Consider the following 26,904-nt stretch of genomic DNA (forward strand, 5'->3'; position numbering starts at 1 on the left):
CCGCGTGGTGAAAGGCGACCACGCGGCGAGCGTTGATATCGGTTGTTCAATGATCGCAGATGCAGGCGTATTCCGCCCGCTTGCACTCGCCGCAAGTGTACATGTCCAGCTTGAAGCGGAGGTTCACCGGCTTTGCGTCGGCGGTTTGCTTGAACTGCACGACGACGTTGTACCCTTCGCCCTCGGGCAGCTTGCTTTTGCTGACGAGCGAGTCACCCTTCTTCTCGAACTGGAGTGTCTCCTTCCCGCTCTTGGCGTCGGCGATGACGGTTACGGCCTGCGTGGTGGCGGCGACGGGCTTCATGTCGTCGTTGTAGAAGTTAATGGTCACGGTGCGGTCCTTCTCGACGACGAACTCGGCGTGCGGCTCGGTCTTGTCGAGCAGTCGTCCGCCCTTGGGGGTTGCCTTGTGTTCATCATGATCGTGCTTCTTTTGGGCATTGGCCGGGAGGGCGAGCGCGGCGCAGAACGCGACGGCGAGGGTGAGGATGCGGAGCTTTGTTTTCATGTTTGTGACTGTCCTTTCGGATGGTGTTTATGTTTTAAGGTGAGGGAACAAAATGATGGTCGCGCCAGCTAGGCAGACGACCGCGCCAAGAATGTCCCAGCGACCGGGCGTCTGCCCATCCACTAACTTGAGCCACGCCAGCGAGGCCGCGATATAAATTCCACCATACGCCGCATAGGTGCGTCCAGCGGCGGTCGGGTGTAGCGTCAGCAGCCACGCGAAGAGCGCCAGGCTCGCTACGCCTGGCACGAGCCAGAGCGACGACTTTTTCTGCGCAAGCCAGAGGTGGAACGTGTAACAGCCGAAGATTTCGGCCAGGGCCGTTACTGCGAACAGTCCGATGGCGTTGAGATAGGAGTTCATTTGGGGTCATGAAGCGGTCGCGGCGTCAGGAGACGGTTCGGCTTCACTCGAAGGCAGTTCCGCTGGCGCGTCGTTCGCAGGTTTCTTCTTTCGCTCAATCCACTCGTAAAGCGTTGGGAGCAATACGAGCGTCAGGAAAGTGGAACTCAGGATGCCGCCGATGACGACGGTCGCGAGCGGGCGTTGCACTTCCGCCCCTGCACCGCCGGCAATCGCCATCGGTACGAATCCCAACGAGGCGACAAGAGCTGTCATGAGCTTGGGGCGCAGCCGCAGCAAGGAACCATCCCAGACGGCAGTACGCACATCGGCTCCTCGTTCCCGCAGTTGATTGAAAAACGTGATGATCATCAGTCCATTGAGAACCGCGATCCCGCTCAACGCAATGAACCCGACTCCGGCTGAAATGCTGAACGGCAAGTCGCGGAGCCAAAGCGCAAAGACACCACCGGTGACGGCGAGAGGAACGGCGAGAAAGACAAGCAAAGACTGCCGGAGACTCTGCAACGCCATGAAAATCAGAACGAAAATAAGCGCCAGCGCCGCTGGTACCACCACCATCAGTCGTCGCCTAGCCTCCTGAAGATTTTTGAACTGGCCTCCGAACTCGATGCTATAGCCGTCAGGAAGGTTGACCTGCTCGGTAATCTTACGCTGCGCCTCCAGCACGAAACTCTCCACGTCCCGACCGCGCAGATTGACCATGATCGCCGCCCGTCGCTGGCTGTACTCGCGGGAAATGGCAGCCACCTGCTCGACCACTTTGAAATCTGCGACCTGACCAAGGGTGAGCAATCCGCCGCCTTCAACGCGGACCGGCAGGCGCTTCAACTCCTCCATCCGTTCCCGCAACTCCTCGCTGAGCCGGACGACGATGTCGAAGCGACGGTTTCCTTCGATGAGCTTGCCCACCTCCTGCCCCGCGAGCGCCGTGGCCACCACCCGATTCAATTCTGCTGCATGGAGATTGTACCGGGACATGGCCTCCCGTTTGGGGATGATCTCCAGAAGAGGCGATTTCCCGAGCGCATCGAATTCCACATCGCCCGCTCCAGGGATGGTTTCCAGGATCTCCCGCACCTCGGATGCGATCTTCTCGATGACCGCAAAATCGTCTCCGAAGACCTTTACAGCGATGTCGGCCCGTGTGCCCTCGAGAATCTCATTGAACCTCATCTCAATGGGCTGGCTGAAAAGATGTCCTTCCCCTGGGACATGCATTCCGAGTTCTTCGGTCATCAGGTTGGCCAATGCCTCCTTGCTGATGAGTTTTCCGTCCACCTTACGCCATTGATCCAATGGCTTGAACATGATGTAGGTGTCGGCGACGTTCACTCCCATTGGATCGCTGGCAATCTCAGCGGTACCCAGACGGCTGAAGGTATAGGCGACCTCGGGGAACTTTTCCAAAAGCAACTTTTCCCCACGCTTCTGCATCTCGATGCTCGCATCAATTCCGATGCTCGTGGTCCGGATCATGTGTGTAGCGAATGAACCTTCGTCCAATTGAGGCACGAACTCCGCGCCCAGACGTCCGAAGACGAAGACAGCCAGCACGAAGAAACCAGCCGCAGCGCCCGTGACCAACCACCGACATTTCAGGGCGAACCGAAGAATTGGGGTGTACAGGTGTTTGGCCCAAGTGACCAGGAAGCTGTCGGACTCCCTGATGTTTCCCCCCAACAAAAAGGAGCACAGCGCGGGCATTAGTGTTAGGGCGAGGACCATGGAGCCCACCAAGGCAAAGATCACGGTGATGGCCATCGGCTTGAACATCTTCCCCTCAATTCCCGTGAGGGCGAGGATCGGAAAATAGACCACGGTGATGATACACACGCCAAAAAACATCGGGCTGGCCACCTCCTTCGCCGAAGCAATCACCTCATTCGCCCGTTCCACAGCAGTAAGGCGTCGCTTGAGTTGGTGCTGCTTCTCCGCCAGGTGCCTGATAATGTTCTCCACCATGACCACGGATCCATCCACTATCAGCCCGAAGTCAATCGCGCCGAGGCTCATCAGATTCCCAGAAACCCGGCTTTGAACCATTCCGGTTATGGCAAACAGGAGGGAGAGAGGAATCGCCAACGCCACAATCAGAGCCGCCCGCCAATTGCCAAGCATGATCAGCAGGACCACCACGACCAGGATGGCTCCTTCAAAGAGGCTGGTCTCGACCGTCCGAATGGTGCGGTCCACCAGCACGGTCCGATCATAGACCGGGATGATGAGGATTCCGGCGGGCAGTTTGGACTGAATCTCCTTCAGCTTTTCGTCCACTCGCTTGGCCACCAGACGACTGTTTTCTCCGGCCAGCATGAGCGCGGCACCCAGCAGCGCTTCTTCGCCATTGTAGGTCGCGGTTCCTGTCCGGACGGCCTTGCCAATTCCGACTTCGGCGACATCGCCTACCCGGAGAGGGCTGGCCCGGGCGCCAAACTGGATCGGGAGATTTTTGATTTCATCCAAAGTTTGGACCCGGCCAGCCGCCCGAACGGTGACCGTCTCGCCTCCAAGCTGAATGATGCTTCCGCCTGCGTTCTCGACATTTTCTCCAATGGCTTCCGCCACCTCGGCGAACGACAGGCCCGCACTCTTGAGTTTCTCGGGATCGGGCTGGATGACGATCTGCTTTTCATATCCCCCACTAGCGTTGACGTCGGCCAAACCGGGTGTTGAGCGCAGCCGGGGCTTGATGAGGTAGTCATGGATGAGTTTCAACTCCATCAACTGCGCTTCGCGAGTTGGTGGCCGATTGGTCGCAGTCGGATCGTACTCGACGACGTAGTAGTAGATCTCGCCCAAGCCCGTGCTGATGGGCGCCAGTTTCGGGGTCAGTCCAGCCGGCAGTTCATCAATGGTCGTCTGAAGCCGTTCACTGACCAACTGTCGGGATCGGAAGATGTCCGTGCCGTCCTCAAAGATCAGATTGATTTGCGAAAGCCCGAACTTCGACAGAGACCGAAGTTCGGTCAGGCCCGGAATACCGGCCATGGCATTCTCAATCGGAAAGGTGACGAGCCTCTCGATCTCCTCGGGCGCCAGCGACGACACCGAGGCATTGATCTGTACCTGGACATTGGTGATGTCAGGCACCGCATCAATCGGGAGGCGTAGCGCGGACCAGACACCGATGCCGACAAGGATCAAGGTGGCGAGGAGCACAAAGACTCGCTGCCGGACAGAAAACTCAAGGAGACGGTTGAGCATGATCAGTGAGAGTGACCGCCGCCCTTGGTGGCGCGCAGTTCGATGAGCCAGAGTGCCTGCACTGGCTGAACGACGACCTGGTCGCCGGCCAGCAGTCCGTCAGTAATTTCGACCCAGCCGCCCGATTCGATGCCCGTCTTTACCGCTGTGCGGAAATAGGCGTCCCCGTTTACGGCATAAACGTAGGTGCCCTCGGCGGTGCGAAGCAGAGCCGAGACGGGAACGCTTGGAACCGGTCCTTGTAGTGGTAGTTTGACGAGAGCGGAAACGAAGTCGCCCGGCTTCAGCGATGCGGCGGCATTCGAAATGCCAATCACGATCTCCGCTTCTCCCAAAGTGAGGCTCTTCGGTACGCCAAGGACCGTTCCTGCAAAGGCCGCGTTGGTTCCTTGGCGCAGTTCGACGGACTGTCCCGCCTTCAGGACAGCCGCAGCATTCGTTGCAACGAATGCTGCCCCTTGAACAAGACAGGTATCGTGTTCCCGGGAGTTGAGATTATGCCGCTCCCCGAATATCTGGATGGTCGTGCGCAGCTCGGCGGGCATCTCCCTCTCGGCGACGTCCACGACTTCAATGCCCAACAACTTCTTTGCCTCGTCTTTGACCAAAACTCCTTGGCCTTCTTTGAATGAGGCTCCGCTGGCGCCTTCACTTTCGCCGTGGCCATGACTGTGGCCGTGCGCATCGGGTTTCCCGGGCGCCGATTCGGTGTGGCCATGCCCGGATTCACCAGCAGTCGCCCCGTCGGGACCACGCCGGCAGCCAGTCAACATGAATATGACCAAGCAGAGATGGAGAAGTCCCTTCATGGATTGGGAGCGGCGGTTTGGGCGGTGACCAAAGGTTCAGGCAATCCGGTGAGATACTCCAACTGTTGGGCCGCTTCGAGAGCTTCCCGCTTGGTGTCCAATAGCCCACGGACCGCCTCCAGGTACTGGCGTTGAAGCTCGACGTATGTCGCGGCAGGCACCGCCCCCAACCGATAGTGACGATCTGCCAGCTCGGCAGCCTCACGAAAATGGGTCACGGCCTCGGGCCGCCAGCGGTCCATTTCTTGGAGTTTGGCGGAATAGGTCGCCGCCGCTTGGGCCACTTGTCGCTCGGTGTCTCTCTGAGCGACAGTGAGGAGCGTCTCCGCCTGCAGTTGCCTTGCCTTTGCCGATTGGATATTGGCCGAGTTTCGATTCCAGAGCGGGAGGGGAAACGAGATCCCGACTCCCACGGAGCGTTGGTCATCGGCGGCGTTTTGCTGCCAGATCGAGGGGCCGATGCTGATGCTGGGCCAGCGCTCGTTCTTGGCCAGATCCACCCGAAATCCTTGCTGCTCCAGTTCCACGGCACGCAGCCGCAGTTCAAAATTGTTGGTACGGGCTAGGGCGGTCAGGCGTGCGCGGTCACCCGCGGGTTTGAATTCCAATTGAGCCGGCAGGATGGAGAACGGCGCGGTGTTGGTCAGTCCTCGCAGCGCATTGAGTTCCAGCAGACCCGACTCCAGGGCCAGCGCCAACTCGGAGGCTTGGCGTTGGGCGGACAGTTCTGTCGCTTCAATCACTCGCGTCTCCAACAGCGGTGTGATCCCAGCCGGATCGCGCTGAACCAGAACTTCCTTCAGGTCCCGCAACCGCCCGGCGACCTCGGCGGCAGCAATGGCCTTCTCCTGGGCGGCAAACAGCCCGTAGGATAGCGTTCGGACCCGGGCGGCGAGTGCTGCCCGAAATCTTGCGAGGCCCAGTTCGGCCAGGGCGATGTCTCGATTGGCAATCGCCTTCCTCAGGCCCATGCGTCCGGGCCAATCAAAGGCCTGCATGACCGAGACCGACCAGGCGACTCCCTCACCCGTCAGGTTGCCGTCGCGGTCCCGGGTACGCATCGGCCCAACCTCACTGGCAACCACCGGATTGGAGAGCAACCCGGCCGATTGTCGTTCGGCCTTCGCCGCGACCACCTGCGCTTCGTAGAAGCGGATTTCCGGATTCTGGACCACCGTGCTGTGGACCAGATCTTCGATGGTCAACGCTGTCGGAGGAGGCGCTGGCTGGTCAGCCTGGACGGCTGCACCAAAAATCGCGACGAGACAAAGCGGCAAGTAATTGTTTTTGAAAGACATAAATGAGCCTGAAACTGCGGTTATGGCGGGATCGCCGCCAGGAGAGGGAGGTCCGGGCAGGGAGGTGCCCGTCACAGATTCACCAGCTCCCGGACGGGAACCGGTCAGCTCACGAAGGAAGGCGCCCGCGGAGGAAGGGCGGCGCGCTCAATGAAACGCCATGACGGTGGTGCGTCTGGCAGCGGGAGTGCGTGGAGGGAGGAGTGTTTCGAAGAAGCAACCGGGACCTCTTGTTCCAGCCCGATCAACACCACAACTGCCAACAGCGGCTTGATGAGATCCAACTGAGGCGCAGGCGTCGTGTAACCACCCGATTCAACTGCCGTACAAATCTCGCAATCGCCAGAGTGGGTGTCCGATGCATCGTGCCCTTCAGAGGCCCCGTTGCAGCATTCGGCGAAAACGAGGCCAACGGCTTCCAAGGAACAATGCATGGTACAAGGCAGCCAGAAGGCCAGCACGAGGATCCACAGACTGTTCCAACTCCGCTTCAACGCTCCAAGAATTAGGGAATTCCGAATCCGAATGCAACCGAGACTTTCGTGATCATGGACATCGGTGGTTTGAGCACCGACTCCCGATGTTGGTGGGCGGCGGCTTGCTCGGACTGATCCATGCCGCCACCCCGTCTCACGCCATCGAATCCTGGCTTCGCGACCGCCTCCCATTCGCCCCCGCAGATCCGCTGGTGTGCATTGAGCCCAGCATCGCCCTCCTCTGCCTGGGTGGTGCGCTGCTTCTGGGCAGCGTGGCCGGGTGTTTTGCCCGCTTAGCGGGCAGCACGTCTGCTACCGCGGGTGGCGATGCGCACGCCGGTCGGCGCCTGCCCCCCCATGCCGCCTGTATCCTCCTTCCGCTCCCTGGCCGCCGTGGTGGCCATTTGGTTTGAAAAAGTGCCCGCGCGGCTGCGAGACAGTGGAGGCTCTCAAGGACGCATCCTTTGAGATTCGGTCCGGTAAATTCATCGCGATCACCAGGCCATCCGGCTCCGGCAAGACCACGCTGCTGAATCTGCTCGGTTGCATGGACGCACACACCGCCGGCACGCTGCATCTGGGCGGACAGGAGGCCTCCGGATTGACGGAGGCCGCAGTGGACCCGTCTGCGTCGCGACCGGCTGGGATTCTGTTTTTCAGCACTTCGGTCTCGTGCCGACGCTGTCCGTGGCCGAGAACATCGCGCTGCCGGCCTGCTTTGCCCGGAGACCCGATGCACGGCGCGTGGAGGAACTGCTGGATACCGTCGGCCTGCTAGCGCGGCGCAACCACCGTCCGCACGAACTCTCCGGCGGCGAGATGCAGCGGGTGGCCATCGCCCGGGCATTGATGAACCGTCGGCTTCTGCTCCTGGCTGACGAGCCCACGGGCAATCTCGATTCCGATACCGGGAACTCCATCCGGCGGCTTTTCCAGGAACTCCATGCCGGCGGACTTACGCTGGTGGTGATAACCCACAATCCGGCCCTGGCGGCGGCCACCGAGCGCCGAATGGCCCTGAGGGACGGGCAAATTCAGCCGCAATGTTGATTCGTGGCTTTCGGCCCAATCGTTGCCGAATCCTCCGACACCGGTGCCAGCAAAAGTGCCAGCAAGGCGTTCTTGGGTGGGTAGTGAAATGCTAGTGACAGGCTTGCCGGATATTGTCGGGCAACTTGACGGACACGGCAGAATCAGGCCATTTTCCAATAGTTCTGTGACCTGCCAGCCCAAGGGGCTGAGGTTCAATGGGAAGTGATGGGCAGTCCGAACGGCAAACCGCCGTCCGATTCCGACCCTCGCCTCCAGGTTTCTGCGTGGTTTCGGCCCGATTCACCGACGCTACTGCCGGATTCCACTGGGATCACCAGTGGATGGCACAGTTCATGTACGGGAACCGGGCGGCGAATCCCGGAAGCACTCGGCGGAAACCAGGAGGCGCCAATCCGTTTCGGTAAGCATCATCCTCAGATCTCGCCCGCCGGCGTTGACATCGGCTTCAAACGGGCGGGTTCCTCCAGAATGTCCAGGATGGCCCGCGCACAGAACACCCGGTCCCGGCGGGCATTTCCCACGGGGGACAGGACCTTGATCTGTTCCAGTTGTCCGATGGCCCGTGCTGCCGTATTGTAGGCGATGTTCAATCGGGACTCGGCTCCTCGTGGGGTCACAAACGGGTTGCTCCCGATCATGTCGAGCATCTGGAGGGCCAGCTTGGTCCCGGCCTTGCCGGACAGTTGGTTCCGCCACGTCGTCATCAAGCCGTTGATCCGCTCAGCCCGGCTTAAGGCATCCTCCGCCTGCCGCGCCACGCCATTCAGAAAATACTGCACCCAGCCTTCCCAGTCACCGCGTTCCGACACCGCGCGCAGACCCGCGTAGTAATCCGCCCGTGTCGCCTCGAAAAAGGCCGACAGGTAGAGCAACGGTGCTGGGAGAATGTTCCGTTCGCATAGTTGCAGCGTGATGAGAAGACGTCCCACCCGACCGTTGCCATCGAGAAATGGATGGATCGCCTCAAACTGATAATGCGAGAGGGCAACGTGCACCAGCGGAGGCAGCATCCGCTCGTGGAGGAATTTCTCCCACGCGGAAAGACTCTCCCCCAACACTTCCGGCGGAGGGGGCACATATCCCGCCTGCGCCAGCGTTTCGCCAGGACCACCGATCCAGTTCTGCGTCCTCCTGAATTCACCCGGGGTGGCATGGGCTCCGCGCACCCCGGTCATGAGGTGCTCGTGCAACTCCCGGACCAGGCGAAGAGACATCGGCAGTGACTGAAGGCGCCCGATCCCGTGCTCCAAGGCGGCCACGTAGTTGCCCACCTCCCGTAGATCGTCCGGGCTGCGATCCACGGACGCTCCCGCCTCAGCCGCCAGCAACTCCCCCAATGTCGCCTGCGTCCCCTCGATGCGGCTCGACAGCACGGCTTCGCGACGCACGAACGGCCGGATGAGCAGGTGCGGATTGGGCAATCGTCGGCCTTCTCCCTCCAACCGGCCCACCAGCAGGGAAGCATCCGCCAGGGCAGACGCGAGGGCCGGAGTCCAGTCCAAGTGGGGAGGCAGAGGGTTTGGATGGAAGGCCCGATAGCCCTCCAGTGTCCGGATCCACCGTCCGGAAGCCCGCGCGGGGATTGGTTCTTCTGCTTTCCTTGGCACGACGACAGATTCCCAGTATTTCACATTGTGATCAATAAATGAAATAACGCGGTTCACTATTTCAACCCTTCGGACGAAGAAATGGACACCAAATTGGACACCAACCGGCCATTACCTGCGGGTGCCAGATTCGCCCGGGATACGCTTGGTTTCCCGGGAAAACCGCGTCATTCTGTCTCCGCAAATGCCGCACAGGCGGGCGATTCCAACCCTCACCTCCAGATTTCTGCGTGGATACGGCCCGGTTCCCAACCGCCACTGCCGGTTTCCGGTGGGATCCGTTATCGGTGGCTCAGTTCCTGATCGCGAATCGGGCGGCAAATCCCGGAAGAACTCGGCGGGTATGAGGACGCGCCAGCCCGTTTCGGCAAGCATCTTCATCAGATCTCGCCCACCGACGTTGACCTCGGCTTCAAGCGGGCGGGTTCCCCCAGAATGTCCAGGATGGCCCGCGCACAGAACACCCGGTCCCGTCGGGCATTTCCCACGGGGGACAGGACCTTGATCTGTTCCAGTTGTCCGATGGCCCGTGCGGCCGTGTACAACGACGATTATTTTTCCCGGCGGGGAAGAATAGTTGTCGTTGATTGAACAAAGCCTCCCCCGTTCCGACCTCGCAGCTTCCCCTCCCCCACCTTTTCGCCACGACCTCCGGCGTCCGGTCCCATGCCGGAAGTCCACTCACCCCGCGAGTTCACACCACCCGGTGGAGCGTCGTGCTGCGCGCCGGAGGAGCGAGCCCGGGGGAGGCACGGGCCGCGCTGTCTTGGGAGAGCGGATCCATCGAAGCGGTTGCAAATCGTCCACGGCGTGGAAGATTTGCATGGATGATCAATCGCGCCATGGTCCCGGCTGTCCGGGCGGCATTGGAGCGCCAGGCCGCGGTTGCCCTGCTGGGACCCAGACAGGTCGGAAAGACGACGCTGGCCCTCGAAATCGCCCGCCAATCCGACGCCATTTACCTGGATCTCCAGAAGGCCTCCGACCGCGCCAAGCTGTCCGATCCCCCCGCGTTTCTGGCGCTCCATGAGAAAAACGGCTGGTCATCCTGGATGAAATTCACCGGACTCCGGACCTGTTTCCGGTTCTCCGGGGAGTCATTGATGCAGGGCGCCGGCGCGGACATCGCACCGGGCGATTCCTGATTCTGGGTTCGGCGTCCATCGGCCTCCTGCGTCAAAGCGGGGAAAGCCTCGCCGGTCGCATCAGTTATCTGGACTTGGGACCCCTTCACCCGGGTGAGGTCGATCCGGGCGACGACGAGACGCTCTGGGTGCGCGGAGGATTCCCCGACAACTTTCTGGCCCGGAGCGACGAGGAGAGCCTGGCGTGGCGCGACGACCTGATCCGAACCTTTTTGGAGCGCGACATTCCCCAGTTCGGTCCCCGAATTCCGGCCGAGACACTCCGCCGGTTCTGGACGATGCTGGCTCATGCCCAAGGTGGACTTCACAACGCGGCGCGACTCGCGGCGGGATTGGAGGTCAGTGGACAAACCGTGGGACGATACACGGATCTGCTCGTGGACCTGCTGTTGGTCCGTCGGCTCACCCCTTACGCGGTGAATGTGGGCAAACGGCTGGTGAAATCGCCCAAGGTGTACCTGCGAGACTGCGGACTGGTCCATGCGCTCCTGGGAATCGGGGATCGGGATGCGCTCCTTGGGCACCCGGTGGTCGGCGGGAGTTGGGAAGGATTCGTGATCGAAAGCCTGTTGGCGGTGGCGCCGGCGCGCACGGTCCCGGGATTCTACCGGACTTCCGGCGGCGCCGAAGTTGACCTCGTGTTGGAACTGCCTGGAGGAAAGCGGTGGGCGGTGGAGATCAAGCGCAGTCCGGACGCTTCCCCCTCCCGGGGATTCCACGAGGGGTGTTCCGATCTGGAGGTGGCGCAAGGCTGGGTGGTGCACTCCGGAACCGGACGACATCCGCTCCGGGACGGCGTGCAGTCGATTGGACTCCGCGACCTCATGGCGGAACTGGCCGGGTAGCACGGGAAACCAGTTGAAAGCGGAACGTTGAGTTGACGCGACGCTTCTCGGAGCCTCCCCCCGTTCCGGCCTCTCAGCTCCCAACTGATTTCCCGTTCCCACACCCCCGTCATTTCGCCACAATTTCCGGCACCAGATCCCATGCCGGAAGCTCCCCCACCTCGCGAGTTCACCACCACCCGGTGGAGCGTGGTGTTGCGGGCGGGCGGGGCGAGTCCCGAGCAGGCGCAGGCGGCCTTGGAACAGCTCTGTCGGGACTACTGGTATCCGCTCTACGCGTTCGTGCGCCGCAAGGGACACGGTCCGGAGGATGCCTCCGACCTGACCCAGGACTTCTTCGCCAAGCTGCTCGCCAACGACTTCGCCCAGGGCCTCTCGCCCGAAGGCGGCCGCTTCCGCTCCTTCCTGCTCACCGCCCTGAACCGGTTTCTCATCAATGGCTGGGAGAAGGGGCGGCGTCTCCGGCGCGGCGGCGGCGTCGTTACCGGTTCGCTGGACCAACTGATCGCCGAGCGGGGCGAGGCGGGTTACGTCGGCGAAGCTTCCAACAGCGACACGCCCGAGAGGCTGTTTCAACGGGCCTGGGCGGAGACGCTCCTGAGCCGCGTGCTGGCCCGGCTGGCGGCCGAATGCGCCGACCGGGCCGACGTCCGGTTCGACGTGTTGAAACGGTTCCTGACCGCGGGCGACGAGCCGCCGACCCTCGCCGACGCGGCGACGCAGTTGGGCCTCGGCGTGCCCGCCTTCAAGTCCCTGCTGCACCGGTTCCGCCAGCGGTACCGCGAACTGCTGCTGGACGAGGTGGGCCAGACCGTCGGCACCCGCAGCGATGTCGCCGAGGAGCTTCGGGGACTGCTGCAGGCGCTGCGGGGGACCTGACGTGACCACCGGGGACATCGGGACCTACAGCGTGGTATCCACGTCGCTCGCCCGCCTGGACCCCGGGGATTGACGCCGCCCAGCGTCGCGCCCAGGGTAAGTCAAGTAAGATACGGCCATGAGCACCGCCATACTTTCCACGAAGGGACAACTCGTTATTCCGAGTCAATTCCGCCATGCCCTGCATCTGCGGCCGGGGGATCGGGTCCACCTGACCCTCGACGGGGAACGCCTCGTGCTGGAACCCGAGCGAACCCAGCAGGCCCGACTGGTTCAACGGCGGGGCCGCAAGGTCCTTGTCGCTCCGGCAGGAGCCCCCAAGATGACGACCGCCTCCATTAAGGCCGCCCTAACCGAGTTCCCATGAAGTGGCTGTTGGATGTGGACCTGCTCTGCGCGCTGGTCTGGGAATCTCACGAACGTCATGGCGAGGCGCGCGCGTGGCTGGAAGGCGGAGCCAGGGTGGTCACCTCGCCCATTGCGGAACTGGGCTTTCTGCGAGTGAGCCTTCGCGCCTACAACGCCACCTTTGAGGATGCCCTTGCAGGGCTCACCGAAGTGACCACACGGGCCGGATTCATCCCCGACGATGTCCGCGCCACCGACCTTCCAGCCTGCACGCCCGCTCATTCCACCGATGCGCACCTCGTGGTCCTCGCCCGACGGCGTAAGCTCCGTATGGGAACACTGGACGAAGGCCTCCTGAAGCAGACTTGGGCCAAGGGCGTCGCCGAAAACCCACTGGAATAGAGGTTCACCCCGTGGGAGGAGGCGTGACCACCTCCGACTCCGAGTGCCCACTCCCCGATCCCAACGTTGCGGCCGGAATTGACTCGACCTCAGACCTCAATTCCAGTCCCGGGTGGAGATGATCCTACGCAGGCTCCGGCGGCGGACCCGGTTCGATTCGGGTATTGCCCAATTCGACTTGAGGTCCGGGGAGCCGGTTTTTCGTCTGTCCCAATGACGAAACTCGAGCAAGAAGCTAAATTTCACCTCCTGCCATGTTGAACCGAGAAATGTAACGACCGGTGGGCCGGAGGCGCCCGACCAGGGTGTGCGCTCCGAGGGCCCTCTACGGGAACCACTCGGAGATTTCTCAAATTCCCGCGAATCCTTCTTCCACCGACCCGGTGTGCAGGAGATGACATGAAGACACTCCCATCAGCCCGCCCGGCCGCCCGGTGCGGCTTTACCCTGATCGAACTCCTCGTGGTCATCGCCATCATCGCCATCCTGGCTGGGATGCTCCTGCCGGCCCTGAGCAAGGCGAAGAGCAAGGCGCTTGGGGTCCGCTGCCTGTCCAACGAACGGCAGCTGGGCCTGAGCATTGCCATGTATCTGTCCGATAACGCCGACCGGCTGCCGTATTCACCGGGCGGCTTCCCCAACATCGCCTTCGTGGACTTCTACACGATGATGGTTCCGTATCTGCCCACCAACGGAACCTTCTACCGCTGCCCCACGGACAAGGGACCGATGAACCTGGTCATGTCCGTAGCCCACAATGTGCCCACCAACCGGCTGCCGGTGCTGGCTTCCTACTGGTATGTTCCGGGGCTGGCCCATCTGTCGAAGCCGGGCAGCTACACGCCCAGGCAATACTCGATGGCTGCCGTCACGTATCCCTCGCAGAAGATCTTCACCACCTGCCTCGCCATGGCCGGCAAGCAGGACATCATCAACAGCAAGTTCCTCAACCCGCGGGGTCACGGACCCAAGGGGTGGAACCTGCTGTTCGGCGATGGTCACAGCGGGCTCGTCCGCGTGCGCAACATACGGCCGGATCCGGAGGCCTACCTGGGCACGCTCGACTGGTCTTCCCCCGGGTGGCGTGATGTGGAATGAATCACACCCGCAGCATGACTGGCGCCTCATCCCACTGCTCCCGCTGCCGCTCCCCGTTGGGGCGCGACGTGGGCGATGGCGTCTGCGCGGCCTGCCTGCTGGAGGAGGCGTTGCCGGCGGCCGAAGGGTATGGCGAGCCGGCCTCGGAGCACACGCTGGCCGCCGATGTGTCGTTGGTGCAGCACTTCGGCCCCTACGAACTGTTGGAGGAGGTCGGCCGAGGCGGCATGGGGGTCATCTACAAGGCCCGCCAGCCCGGTCTCGACCGGGTGGTTGCCCTCAAGATGCTGCTGGCGGGCGAATTCGCCGACGCCAGGGCAAGGGAACGGCTCCTGCGCGAGGCCAAGATCGCCGCGCGGCTGACCCACCCGCACATCGTCACCATCCACGAGGTGGGCGAACACCAGGGCCGGCCCTACTTTGCGATGGAATACGTGCCGGGACGCAACCTGGCCCAGCACTGCCGGGACGGGCTGCTGCCGGTGGCCACGGCGGTGCGCTACGTCGAGCAGCTCGCCCGAGCCGTCCATTACGCGCACCAGCACGGCGTCATCCACCGCGACCTCAAGCCGGCCAACATCCTCATCAGCCCCGACGATGAGCCCAAGCTCACCGACTTCGGCCTGACCAAATCGCTGGTGGACCCGACTCAGACCATCGAGAGCGCCGGCTCGCCCAACTTCATGGCGCCCGAACAGGCCGACTCCACGCTGGGAACCACGGGCACGCCCACCGACATCTACGGATTGGGCGCCATCCTTTACTACCTGCTCACCGGAAGGCCGCCGGCAGTGGGAGAGACCCTGAGCGAAACGCTGCGCGCCGTGGTGACCGGGGAACCGGTGGCCCCGCGGCAACTGCGACCGGCGCTGCCGCGGGATCTGGAGACCATCACGCTGAAGTGCCTGGAGAAAGAGCCGGCACGCCGCTACGGCAGCGCGCTGGAAGTCGCGGACGACCTGACGCGGTGGCAACGCCACGAAACCATCCACGCCCGGCCCAGCACCGGCGCCGAACGCCTGGCCAAATGGGTCCGCCGCCGACCGGCCGTCGCCGCGCTCAGTGCAGCCTGCCTGCTGGCCGTGATTCTGGGTTTCGCCGCCGTCACCTGGCAGTGGCGAAGGGCCGAGGCGCAGGCCGAGGCAACCGCCCGGGCCAATTATGCCGCCACCTTGGGGGTGGTCCGGCAACGGCTCGACGAGGGTGTCTATCGCGCCGCCCGACAGCAGTTGTATGCCTTGCCCGAGCGGTTTCGCGGCTGGGAATGGGGACGACTCCTCAACCTCGCCCATCGCGAAATCCTGGACGCGACCGTGCTGACCCATGGGGGGGGCGGCCCGCCCGATCGGGTTCCCTCACCCATCCATTCCTTCGGGCTCAATGTCAGTCCGGACCATCGCTGGGTGGCGTGCTGGGGCAGTGGTCGCCTGGAGATCCTCGATCTCACCAACGGGGAATCGGTATTCCAGGATGGTTCCGCTGAGAACCGGGTGGCGTTTGCCGGCTTCAGCCCGTCCGGCGACCGACTGGCGGCGGCCGGCCCCGGTCCCGGGTACACACTCTGGAGTTCCGGAGACTGGCGGGTCATCCGCCGTTGGGACACCCAACGGGAACGTCCGCGCAGTATCTGTTTTAGTCCCGACGGCCGGCAGATCGCGACGGCGGACGGCTCGCGGCAGGTGCGGCTGTATGACGGGGCGACCGGAGCCGAATTGAGACAATTCGAGGGTTCCCTGGCGGCCTACGAAGGCGTGAGTTTTACGCCGGATGGATCCAAACTGGTCGGGAACATCCGGCCGCGCGACGGCGGGCAGCGATTCACGATCTGGGACGTGAAGATCGGACGCGTTGAAGCCGAGGTGCCGTGGACTGCGGCCGGACTGCGCTCGGTCGAACTCACCGCCGACGCCTCCCGCTACGCCACAGTGGATACCCAGGGCGTGACGGCAGTCTGGCGGGTCGGCAGAGATCATCCTGAATTTGAAACACCGGCCGAGGGGGACCAGATCGTCTGGGCTGCCGTCGCCCTCGATCAGCCGCGGTTGGTGACCGTCCGCGTGCCGTCGTTGCAGGCCAAGTTTTTGGATCTGGAATCGGGCAAGGCCCTCCCGATCTCCGTTGCGCCCTTCAACTTCATGAGAGTCGGCTCCGACGGACGGACACTGCTCTCCTGCGGCAACGCGCTGGTTCACCGGTGGGACTGGAAGACAGGCCGGCCCGCGGAGGCTCTGGGCATCGGCGATGTGGCCATTCAGTCGCTGGTGGATGTCTCGCCCGACGGGAGATTGGTCGGCGCGTTGATCGACCATTTTCCGACCCCCTCCACGCTGCACGTCTGGCCGGTGCAGCCGACCGATCGGCGGTTGGCGCCGCCCAACACGGCCATGCGGTCGGCGTTGGCCCCCGACGGCGAGACGGTCGCGCTGGGACACCTGGATTCCCGCATCTCTCTTTGGAGCACCCGCACCGGCGAGCGGATCGCCTGGCTGCACGGCCACTACCGCCAGGTGAACGATGTGGTGTGGGCCTCTGATGGGCGCACGCTGTTTTCGGCGTCGGGCGACCATACGGTCCGGCGTTGGAATGTGCCGGAGCGGCGGCTGGAAGCGACCTTCACCAACCTGACCCGTCCCGTTTGGTCACTCTCCCTCACCCCGGACGGACGGCGCGTGGCGGCGGTGGATCTTTCGGGTCGCGTCGCCGTGTGGGACGGGAAGTCCGGGGCACTGATCCGTTCCTGGGATATTCCCCGGGAGAACAACTTGCTCCCCGTTCAGTTGGCGTGTCTGAACCCGCAGGGAAGCGAGGTGGTCCTGACCGGATTCTCCGCCGCCGGGGTCTGGTCGGTGGACACGGGGCAGCTCCTCCGGCGATTCACGCCGCCGGGCGAAGGGGGCGACTTCGATCCCTGTTCAGCCGCGTTTTCGCCCGACGGAAAGCGTCTGGCCACGGTGGACCGGTCCGGCCGGTTGCGGCTGTGGGACACCCGCCAGTGGACCCAACTCGCAGCGGACGAAGCGGGCGAAGGGGCATCGCACCTCACGTTCTCCCAGGATGGCCGGCGGCTTTTCCTGACGACGTGCCAGGCGCTGTCTCCCGGAATGGGCGAAGTCAGCGTGGAGATCCACGACGGCGAAACGGGTGCGCCGCTGCTGTCCCTGGGCCGGCAGAGGGGGTGGGGCACCTCCATCGCCGCCTTCCCGGATGGCCGGCGACTCCTGCACACCGTCATGGACAACGACTCGCCCACGCACGGCACGGATGTGCTGGAGGCCCTGCCCTGGACGGACCGGGGCTTTCCCGGCGGTCTGGGTGAGGCCTTGGGCGAGCGGGTGACCCGGTTGGCCCGGGCCCGGCATTGGGAGCGACTACGGGCAGCGGTCGTGATTCCTGAGAACCCTGGCAAGGTGCCTCCCGAGCCCCGTTCCAATTGGCGGGTCCGCGACCCGGCCACCCCGGCGGAATGCGTGGATCTCACCGCCAGCTACAACGGCCACCTCGAGACCGGCTGGCTGCCCGACGTCTTTCTCGATGGTTACGGCAATGATTTGGCCAGCCTGCCGCGCGGAGTCGTCCCACTCAACGGAGTGACATGGGACATCCGCGGAGTGGTCTCCACCGGCCAACCGGAGCGATCCCCGCTCTTTCCCTGGCCGTTTGGGCGGACGGTCCCGGACCTGCCAGTCCAGGGGTTCGCCCGCCGCCTGCATTTTCTCCACGCCAGTGCGGATTCCCCGGGTGGTGGAGGTCGGATTGGCCGCTACCGCCTTCACTTCGCAGGCGGAACCACGGCCGACCTCACTCTCGACCTGGGTGAGGACATCGGTGAGTGGTGGTCGGGCCATCCCCAGTCCGTGTGCCGCCAGGGACGGGTGGCCTGGGAGGGCGAAAACCCGGCCTCCGCCCGGCGGGGTTCCAAGGTGCGGTTGTTTCACCGGGCCTGGGACAACCCGCATCCGGATCGGGAGATCGTTTCCCTGGAGCTGATCGGTGAAGGCGCGGTCGCCACGATCTTCGTGGTGGCGATCACGGTGGAGCGGTAGGCGAACCGCATTTCGCCGCCGGAAACTTTTTTGCGTGCGGCGCGGACCCTTTGGCTCGGGGTTGCGTGTGCCTTGAATGCATGAACTGCATTTCAAGAACTCCCCCGGCGCCACGCCACCGCTTCACGGGACGTCGGCTCACTTCCGCGGTGGCGATTCTCGCCGGCAGCCTGCTCTGGGCACCGCCCGCCGGTCTGGTGGCGACCGAGTCCCCGCATACGGCGCCATTGCCCCGGCTGTTTCTCCCAGCCGCCGCGTCGCCGCCAACGGCCAGGGTCGCCGGGCCGCCCTCAACGCCACCCCAACGGCGATCGCTGGGTCTCAATCCGGAGTTCATGACCCAAGTCACCCAGGGGTTCCCGCCGCCGCGGGAGTTTCGCCTGGATCTCCTGGAGAATCAGGATGTCACCGTGCACCTCACTGAGGCTCGCGCTGCCGCGGACGGTGCCCTCGAACTCACCGGCACCCTGGTCAATTTGCCTGGTGGAATGGCTCATTTGGTGGTCAGCGGAGAGTCCGTGAGCGGCGTCGCCGAGGTTCCCGGTCTGGGCACCTACCACTGGCAACCCACCGACGCCGGAACGGTCGTCGTGACCCGACAACCTTCCGTGGCCTCCTTCCGCTGCCTGTCTCTCGACACCGCACCGTCCGCGGCCCAGCGACTCGTCCGTCAGGGAGTCGCAGCGGCCGGCGAACCATCGACCGGAATCTGGGATCCGACTACGGAGCCGGTGACCATCGACGTTTTGATTCTCTACACCCGCCAGGTGCTGACCGCCCACGGAGACGAGGCGTCGTTGCGACAGTCGATCCAGCGCATGGTGGACAGCGCCAATGCGAGCTACACCAACAGCCTGATCGGTGTGAGATTGAATCCGGTGTTCGTCGGACAACACGACACCTGGACCGAGTCGGGCAACATGGGCGCTGACTTCTTCACCCTCTTTGGCGATGCCCGCGCCACCGCCCTGCGGAACGACTACCAGGCCGATTTCGTCTATCTGATCATCGAATCCGACTCCAATGGCTATAGCGGTGCCGCGACCCTGCTGGGTAATCCGCTGGGCGATCCCAACAGGAACTGGTGCATCCTGCGCCGCACCGTGCTCATCGGGAATGCCCGCTGGGCGGAGCACGAGAGTCTCACCTTCACCCACGAGACGGGTCATCTCCTCGGAGCCGGACACGATCGCGAGCATGGTCATGGCAGCGGCTTTCAGGGACAACCTCCGGCGTATTCCTTCGGGAACGGCCATCGCTTTACCGCCGGAGGCATCACCTATCGGACCGCGATGAGCTACGATCCCGGGGTTCAACTGTCGCTCTTCTCCAATCCGAACCTGAGCTTCGACGGCGTGCCCATGGGCGTGCCCGCCGGGCAGCCCGGGGAAGCCGACAATGCGCGGACCATGAATCTGGTGGCACCGGTCGCCGCCAACTACCGCGTCGCCCACAGCCGAATTGGCTTCGCCCAACCTCAGTTCACCGTACGAGAAGGGGAACCTTCCGCGACGGTCCGGCTCGAACGGCGGGGCGACCTCAATACCGCCACCCGGGTCACCGTGGACTTCTCCACGTCGAGCACCGCCCGCTCCGGGGTGGATTATCGAATGCCAACGACGGTTGTGATTCCCTTCGCCACCAATCAGGCCGTGGCAGAGATCGTGATCCCGATTCTGCAGGATGACCTGGTGGAGGGCACTGAGGTGATTCAATTGGGATTGTCGAAGCCGGTCGGCGACCACGGCATCGATCAAATCGGAACCGCCCAGGTCCTCCTGCTCGATGACGAACCCAACTATGCGGTCACGCCGTCCAACCTCTCCCTGCGGGAAGGGGAATCGGCGGACGTCACCGTCGAATTCCTAGGCCGTCTGGATGCCGGTGAGGCCCGCGTGCTTGAAATCGCTTTGAATCTGGACGGTAGCGCGGCAACGTTTGTCGCCTCGGCGGATCCCGAATCCGCCGACGGTACACTCGACACCGCCCGCCTGGAGTTCACCGCCGAGACCCGAACCCGAACCCTGCATCTCACCACGCTAACGGACGCCCTCGAGGAAGCGGACGAGATCGGGATTTTCGGCCTCGGCAATGCGCGCCTCACCGTCCGGGTTCTGGATTCCAACCGTCCGGGATCGACCCGTCCGGTGACCCCTCCCAATGCGTCGGTGATTTCCCTGACGGCCCTGCCATCAGGCGGAGCCCTGATGGCCGGTGACTTCACGCGGGTGGGATCCACCCGCCGCACCGGCCTTGCCCGCCTGGCGGCCGACGGCACTTTGGATCCGACCTTCACGCCGCCCGAGTTGGTGGCGTCTCCGATCCAGGGACCCGGGATTCCATCGGCCAAGGTGATCACTCTCACCCCGTTGGGAAATGGGGACTGGCTGGCCGGCGGCTTCATCGGGCTGGCGGACGGACAACCCGGCGGAAATCTCGTCCGATTGAATCCGCAAGGCGGAAGGAACACCCAGTTCCAGCACCCGGGCTTTGACGGCGCCGTGTGGTGTGCCGCCGAACAATCGGACGGTGGCCTCCTGGTGGGCGGCATCTTTGATCATCTCGGAACCAACCGAATCCGGGGCCTGGCCCGACTCCTCTCCGACGGGACCCTGGACCCTTCCTTCGTTCATCAACCCGGAGCCGGTGGAGCCGTTGTGTTTGCGGGCGATGTCGAGGTATTGCCCGATGGTCGCATCCTGGTGGGGGGACTCTTCGAGGAGTATCACGGCGTCAAGACGAGCAATCTCATCCGGCTTGAACCGGATGGAACCGTGGACCCCACCTTTCCGTTGCTGAGCACGGGAGCGTCCGGAGCGGTTTACAGCCTGGAGCTGCTTCCGGACGGCCGGGTGTACGTGGCGGGGTTCTTCGAACAGATCGGCGGCCGACCCTTCCAGCGCCTGGCGCGTCTGCAAGCCGACGGTTCCCTGGATCTCACCTTCAAGGCCCCTCAACCCAACGGCGAAGTGGTGGAGATGAAGCCCCTACCCAACGGACAACTGCTCGTCTGCGGTTCGTTCAGCACCATCTGCGGCGTTGCCCGGGCGGGCATCGCCCTGCTGAACGAGGACGGCACCGTGGACCCGACCTTCGACCTTGGACGCGGCGCCAACAGTCACGTGTGGACGGCGGCGGTCGGCGGCGACGGTGCTCTGTTCCTCGGAGGACCATTCGACCAGTTCAACGAGCAACCCGCACCCTTCCTGGCTCGACTCCGCGCCCCGGCCATTGCCGGTGCCCTGGGATCCGCACGCTGGGGCAGCAACGGTCAACTGGAGGCCCGGATCTACGGATTACCCGGAGCCCGGTTCATGCTCGAATCCAGTACCGATCTGCTCCACTGGCAACCTGCCGGCGAAGCGCGCGTGGACCGCCTCAATCAAGCCGTACCCTTCACGCTCCCCATGGCGGGCCCATCCCAGTTCCTTCGCCTCAAGCCGTGAAACGCGAAGCGGCTTAGCAGAGCGGATCCATTCACAAGGTTGCAAATCGTCCACGGCGTGGAAGATTTGCATGGATGATCAATCGCGCCATGGTTCCGGTTGTCCGGGCGGCATTGGAACGCCAAGCCGCGGTTGCCCTGCTGGGACCGAGACAGGTCGGCAAGACCACTTTGGCCCTCGAAATCGCCCGTCAATCCGACGCCATTTACCTGGATCTCCAGAAGGCTTCCGACCGCGCCAAGCTGTCCGACCCCCCCGCGTTTCTGGCGCTCCATGAAAAACGGCTGGTCATCCTGGATGAAATTCACCGGACTCCGGACCTGTTTCCGGTTCTCCGGGGAGTCATTGATGAAGGGCGCCGGCGCGGTCACCGCACCGGTCGATTCCTGATTCTGGGTTCGGCGTCCATCGACCTCCTGCGCCAAAGCGGGGAAAGCCTCGCCGGTCGCATCAGTTATCTGGACCTGGGACCACTCCACCCGGGTGAGGTCGATCCGGGCGACGACGAGACGCTGTGGGTGCGCGGAGGATTCCCCGACAGCTTTCTGGCCCGGAGCGACGAGGAGAGCCTGGCGTGGCGTGACGACCTGATCCGAACCTATTTGGAGCGCGACATTCCCCAGTTCGGTCCCCGGATTCCGGCCGAAACCCTCCGCCGGTTCTGGACGATGCTGGCCCACGCCCAAGGTGGACTTCACAACGCGGCGCGACTCGCGGCGGGATTGGAGGTCAGTGGCCAAACCGTGGGACGATACACGGATCTGCTCGTGGACCTGCTGTTGGTCCGTCGGCTCACCCCTTACGCGGTGAATGTGGGCAAACGGCTGGTGAAATCGCCCAAGGTGTACCTGCGGGACTGCGGACTGGTCCATGCGCTCCTGGGAATCGGGGATCGGGATGCGCTCCTTGGGCACCCGGTGGTCGGCGGGAGTTGGGAAGGATTCGTGATCGAAAGCCTGTTGGCGGTGGCGCCGGCGCGCACGGTCCCGGGATTCTACCGGACTTCCGGCGGCGCCGAAGTTGACCTCGTGTTGGAACTGCCTGGAGGAAAGCGGTGGGCGGTGGAGATCAAGCGCAGTCCGGACGCATCCCCCTCCCGGGGATTCCACGAGGGGTGTTCCGACCTGGAGGTGGCGCAAGGCTGGGTGGTGCACTCCGGAACCGGACGACATCCGCTCCGGGACGGAGTGCAGTCGATTGGACTCCGCGACCTCATGGCGGAGCTGGCCGGGTAGCACCGGATTGGTGGTCCCCTGGGCGGTGGCCATGGGAGGGTTCGACGTGGACCAACGCTCTCTTCGTTAGCCTTAGCCGCGAGCCCGGCATGGAAGGCTGGAACGCGTACCCCGTCGACCTCCAGCCACTGCTGGGCGCAGCGGAGTCCGAGAAAGTGCGGCCCCTGGCGGCTGCACTGGTGGATCAGCGGATGGTCTACTCCAACCCGGCGTCCGGCTATCCACACGGAAATTCTGGGGCGCCGGCTATCTCGCGGAAGACCTGGGTGAACGTCTCAGGTGGGTCCGCCTGGAGGGTTGGGAAAAGGCCGAGGATCCTTTAGGCCAAAGGCTCGAGATTGAGGGTCGACCAGCGAGACTGAGCCGTCAGATTGGCAACCTCGGTTTCGGTTGGCCTGGAGAAGAGATCGGTCCGCTGATGCTTGCGGCGGTTCCCAATGAGATTTTGTGGACGGCCTCAGACGGCCCTCGTCTCACCACCCTGGTTGGGTATGATGGCTGGATGGGGCCATTCGCCCGGGGCTTCGGTGCGTTGGGAGCCACGTACCAGCTGCGTCGGAGTTCGTCCTTGTCGGCCCCCGACTGGCAGCAGGTGGGCGACGCATTTGAAGTCGAGAGCACCGGTGAGTTCCGCCAGTTCATCCCGATGTTTGAAGAGCAGCACTTCTATCGGGTGGAGGAACTGCCGTAACGAAATCAAATATTCCCACTTTCTGTGAATCCATTTCCCCGGGGCGCGGTGGGCATTGAGTGAGATGAAAATTCTTCTGATTCCTCCTGCCCCGTCGCGTTCCCGCCGCCACCGCCGCGCCCAACTTCCGGGTGCTGGGCTCCTGCTGGGAATGTCCCTCGCCGTCACCGCTGATTCCTCGGATCTGCCGCGTTTGCTGGTGCCCGAGACCGGTCCCGTCCCGGCCGCCCACGCCCGCGGACCCGCCGCCCGACTCGCCCCCACCCGGCAGTGGCGCGTGACCCCGGAGGCCCTCAAACACCCGGAGCAGTGGTTCCAGTCCGACCCCCCATTCCGACTGGATCTGCCCGAGAATCAAGACGTCACCGTGATCGTCGAGAGCCTGGAAACATCCGGAACCGGAGCGCGACAACTCCTGGGACGGGCGGCGTCCGATCCGTCCACCTCCGTCACGTTGATCCTGGAGGACTCCCGGCTCAGCGGCTTCGTCAACGTTCCCGGTTGGGGATCGTATCATCTTCAACCGAGCACTCTCCCCGGAACGGTCGAGGTGTCGGCTGTACGCCATCCGGGTGGGTTTTGCGCCACCGGCTGCCTTGTTCATTCGGCCGCCACGGCCACCGTTGATCAGGCCACGATGGGCAGGAAGGCGGCAACGCTGGCCGCGGCTGACACGCTGACCGAGCCAACCGTCGTGGACGTGCTGTTCCTCTACACGCCACTGGCCCTGACCGGAGAGGGCAGCGAAGCCGGACTGGTGCGCCGCGTGCAGGCCGGTGTGGACGAAACCAACCTCCGCCTCGCCAACAGCGAGGTGAACGTCCGGATCCACACCGTCGGTATCGTCCGGTATGACACGTTCGAGTCCGGAGGCATGCCCAGGGAGCTTTTTCGACTGGAGAATGCCACGGATGGGTTTGAACGGGTCCCCCAGCTCCGCAACGACTACAAGGCGGATATCGTCTGCCTGGTCACGGAGCTGGACGGGGACAATTACCTCGCCGGCGCCACCGGCGTCGCGCCGACCCTGGGCGATCCCCAATTCTCCAACATCATCATCCGGCGCCATGCGTTGGCGCCCGGTTCCCGTGTGCTGGCCCATGAGTTTGGGCATCTGTTCGGACTGGAACACGACCGGGAGAACGCCGCGCTGCCTCCCGAGGGTTTCCGGACCCGCAAGCCTTACATCTTTGCCCATCGGACCCGGATCGAAGGGGTGACCTACATTGATCTGATGTCCTACGAGCCGGGAATCTTTGTGCCCAATTTCTCGAATCCACGCCTTTCCATCGACGGGGTGCCGCTGGGGGTGCCGGCGGACCAGCCCAACCCGTCGGATGGCGCAAGGGCCATCGACGAGATTGCGCCCTACGTGGCCGCCTACCGCACGGCATGGAGCCGGGTAGAATTCAGCCAAAGCCGCTTCGTCGGTCGTCGGGAGGAGTCCAGCGTGCGGGTCCAACTGCAGCGCGTCGGCGACCTCAATACCAGCACCCGGGTGACGGTGATCTTCGATGCCACGAGTCCCGCCCGGGCCGGCATCGACTATCTTCGTCCCACCTCGACGCTGGTGACGTTCGCCACCAACGAGGCCACGGCGGAACTGGTCATTCCCCTGGTCGCCGAATCCGCGTCGGTCGGCGAACGGACGCTCCGGCTGAGCCTTGGGTCCGTGGCGGGGAATCACGGTCTTGGTTCCGTCACCCTTGCCGAAGTGGCCCTCTTCGACCCGGGCACGCCGACGAGCCACGGCAAGGTGGAGTTTGCGGGCGGACCGCTGGTTTTTCCAGAATCCTCCGGTGAAGCCCGCATCCGGGTCCGCCCTACCGGCAACAACCCCGCCGGCACCGTGGTGCTTCCTTATCACACCGTCCCCGGCACCGCCCAGGCAGGCACCGATTTCCTTCCGATCAGCGGCACCCTGACGAACCTGGTTCCCGGCGGGGAGTGGGAGCTGTCAGTGCCCCTTCTCCCACGGCCGGAGCCTGGGCCGGATCGTTCGTTCTTCGTGATCGTCGGCACCCGCACCAACACCGTGACCATTCTGGATGAGCAGCGACCCGGCTCCGTGAAGGCGGAAGCGCATGCCGTCGCCGCCGATGGCGGTCTGAACTGCCGGTTGCGCGGTGACGGACGGCTGTTGGTCTGGGGCAACTTCTCCACAATTGGCGGGGTTCCCCGGTCGGGCCTCGCGTTGTTGAACCAGGATGGCAGCGTGGACGAGTCATTCCGGCCGCCCGAAATCCTGCTCGGACACCGAAGGATGGCCGGGATTGGCACCACGGAAAGCCAGACCACCAACGCCGTCATCTCCCTCGTGCGACCGTTGCCGGACGGACGATTGTTGATCGCGGGCGAGTTCTCGCGCGTTGATGGTGCCGTCCGGCGCACGCTGATGCGGCTCCAATCGGACGGAGGGGTGGATGAATCCTTTGGCGTGCTCGACCTCAACGGAGCGGTGAAGGAGGTGTTGGTCCAGGCGGACGGACGCATCCTGGTGGGAGGCACTTTCACCCGGTTCAACGGCGAGTCGCGAGCCTACCTTGTCCGGCTTCTTCCGGATGGTTCCATGGATTCCAGCTTCCAACCCAAGGGGGGTCCGACGAGCAATTTCGTCGTGGCCATTCTCTCCCTGGCGCAGCAATCCGACGGACGAATCCTGATGGGTGGGCTGTTCCGGAAGGTGGATGGCCTTGCCATGACGAATCTCGCGAGGCTGAACGTGGATGGCACGTATGATCCGACCTTCCGACTTTCCCGCGGTGCCTCCGGTCCGGTCACCTCGGTACGGGTGATGGAGGATGACCGACTCTTGGTGGCCGGATTCTTCGACACGATTGGCAACCGGAGCAGCCCCCGGATCGCGCGTCTTCAGGCCGACGGCACCGCGGATCCCACCTTCCGTTCGCCCAACCCCGACGCGGAGATCCGCGAAATCCATCCTCTGCCCGACGGACGCATCCTGATCAGTGGACGCTTCACGAAGCTCGGGAACGTCGCCCGCCGCTCGCTGGCGATGCTGAATGCGGATGGTTCAGTCGACCCTTCCTTCGACGCGGGTGACGGCCCGGACGTGGCTCCGGGAATCGCCGCCGCCTTTGCCAGCCAATGTCTCGCACCCTCGCCCGATGGCACCCTCTGGGTCACCGGTGAGTTCAGTCAGTTCAACCGTCACGCAGTCGCCGGGGTGACTCGCCTGAACCTTGGCACGGTGAACCCGCGCCTTGGCTTTCCGCATCGTGCGGAAGGCGGTATGGCGATGACTGTTCACGGTCTGTCGGGCGGCCGCCATCCGTTGGAGACCAGCACCGACCTCGAACAGTGGGAGCGGGCGGGTGAAATCCGCTTGGAAGGGTACGACACCCGGATCGGGATCACGGTCCCGACCGGGGAATCCTCCCGGTTCTTCCGCCTGAAGCCTCCGGGCCATTAGCCCGGCAGGCCGGCGTAG

The 26,904-nt window shown here is 63.8% G+C and carries 15 protein-coding genes and 2 pseudogenes; 11 read left to right on the plus strand and 6 right to left on the minus strand.

All coding sequences use genetic code 11. The annotated features are described in order from the left end of the window. Positions 1 to 46: 46 nt before the first annotated feature. The 5 genes from KF791_09885 to KF791_09905 are packed head-to-tail and all read right to left on the minus strand — an operon-like array spanning position 47 to position 6,185. Entirely contained in the window at positions 47 to 508 is a 462-nt protein-coding gene (locus KF791_09885) for a hypothetical protein (protein ID MBX3732892.1), read from the minus strand. Positions 509 to 535: 27 nt separating this feature from the next. Beyond that, positions 536 to 871 (minus strand): YnfA family protein, encoded by a 336-nt coding sequence (locus tag KF791_09890; protein ID MBX3732893.1) that lies wholly within the window; start codon positions 869 to 871, stop codon positions 536 to 538. 6 nt (positions 872 to 877) lie between these two features. After that, the gene (locus tag KF791_09895; protein MBX3732894.1) at positions 878 to 4,078 is read right to left on the minus strand and encodes an efflux RND transporter permease subunit; all 3,201 of its coding nucleotides are present in this window, start codon (positions 4,076 to 4,078) and stop codon (positions 878 to 880) included. A 2-nt stretch (positions 4,079 to 4,080) separates the two neighbouring features. Next, complete coding sequence (locus KF791_09900; protein ID MBX3732895.1) at positions 4,081 to 4,887, minus strand: efflux RND transporter periplasmic adaptor subunit; 807 nt, start codon at positions 4,885 to 4,887, stop codon at positions 4,081 to 4,083. After that, positions 4,884 to 6,185, minus strand: a complete 1,302-nt coding sequence (locus KF791_09905; GenBank protein MBX3732896.1) for a TolC family protein — start codon at positions 6,183 to 6,185, stop codon at positions 4,884 to 4,886. Before KF791_09905 ends, KF791_09900 begins: the two co-directional genes overlap by 4 nt. Before the next feature lie 1,148 nt (positions 6,186 to 7,333). On the opposite strand from KF791_09905, the gene KF791_09910 reads away from it, so the two are divergent. Beyond that, complete coding sequence (locus KF791_09910; GenBank protein ID MBX3732897.1) at positions 7,334 to 7,711, plus strand: ATP-binding cassette domain-containing protein; 378 nt, start codon at positions 7,334 to 7,336, stop codon at positions 7,709 to 7,711. A gap of 416 nt (positions 7,712 to 8,127) precedes the next feature. On the opposite strand, the gene KF791_09915 is transcribed toward KF791_09910, so the two are convergent. After that, positions 8,128 to 9,297 carry a Fic family protein gene (locus KF791_09915; protein ID MBX3732898.1) on the minus strand — a complete coding sequence of 390 codons (1,170 nt, stop codon included), beginning with the start codon at positions 9,295 to 9,297 and terminating at the stop codon, positions 8,128 to 8,130. Between the two features lie 851 nt (positions 9,298 to 10,148). Between KF791_09915 and KF791_09920 the strand changes: the two are divergent. The 10 genes and pseudogenes from KF791_09920 (at position 10,149) to KF791_09965 (ending at position 26,886) form a co-directional block, all read left to right on the plus strand. Beyond that, positions 10,149 to 11,311: pseudogene (locus tag KF791_09920) on the plus strand (ATP-binding protein). A 141-nt stretch (positions 11,312 to 11,452) separates the two neighbouring features. Then, entirely contained in the window at positions 11,453 to 12,190 is a 738-nt protein-coding gene (locus KF791_09925; GenBank protein ID MBX3732899.1) for a sigma-70 family RNA polymerase sigma factor, read from the plus strand. A gap of 118 nt (positions 12,191 to 12,308) precedes the next feature. Beyond that, positions 12,309 to 12,557 (plus strand): AbrB/MazE/SpoVT family DNA-binding domain-containing protein, encoded by a 249-nt coding sequence (locus tag KF791_09930; protein ID MBX3732900.1) that lies wholly within the window; start codon positions 12,309 to 12,311, stop codon positions 12,555 to 12,557. Beyond that, positions 12,554 to 12,940 (plus strand): hypothetical protein, encoded by a 387-nt coding sequence (locus KF791_09935; GenBank protein MBX3732901.1) that lies wholly within the window; start codon positions 12,554 to 12,556, stop codon positions 12,938 to 12,940. Before KF791_09930 ends, KF791_09935 begins: the two co-directional genes overlap by 4 nt. Before the next feature lie 399 nt (positions 12,941 to 13,339). Then, positions 13,340 to 13,549, plus strand: a pseudogene (locus tag KF791_09940) (type II secretion system protein). Positions 13,550 to 14,052: 503 nt separating this feature from the next. After that, entirely contained in the window at positions 14,053 to 18,081 is a 4,029-nt protein-coding gene (locus KF791_09945) for a protein kinase (protein ID MBX3732902.1), read from the plus strand. A gap of 80 nt (positions 18,082 to 18,161) precedes the next feature. Next, positions 18,162 to 21,527: a hypothetical protein gene (locus tag KF791_09950; GenBank protein ID MBX3732903.1), complete on the plus strand. Its 3,366-nt coding sequence runs from the start codon at positions 18,162 to 18,164 to the stop codon at positions 21,525 to 21,527. A gap of 74 nt (positions 21,528 to 21,601) precedes the next feature. Further along, the gene (locus KF791_09955; protein MBX3732904.1) at positions 21,602 to 22,762 is read left to right on the plus strand and encodes an ATP-binding protein; all 1,161 of its coding nucleotides are present in this window, start codon (positions 21,602 to 21,604) and stop codon (positions 22,760 to 22,762) included. A gap of 418 nt (positions 22,763 to 23,180) precedes the next feature. Beyond that, positions 23,181 to 23,453 carry a hypothetical protein gene (locus tag KF791_09960; protein MBX3732905.1) on the plus strand — a complete coding sequence of 91 codons (273 nt, stop codon included), beginning with the start codon at positions 23,181 to 23,183 and terminating at the stop codon, positions 23,451 to 23,453. 151 nt (positions 23,454 to 23,604) lie between these two features. Further along, positions 23,605 to 26,886, plus strand: coding sequence for a hypothetical protein (locus KF791_09965; GenBank protein MBX3732906.1), 3,282 nt, complete (start codon positions 23,605 to 23,607; stop codon positions 26,884 to 26,886). Positions 26,887 to 26,904: the final 18 nt, after the last annotated feature.

It is taken from the genome of Verrucomicrobiia bacterium, from assembly GCA_019634635.1.
Taxonomy (GTDB): Bacteria; Verrucomicrobiota; Verrucomicrobiia; order Limisphaerales; family UBA9464; genus UBA9464.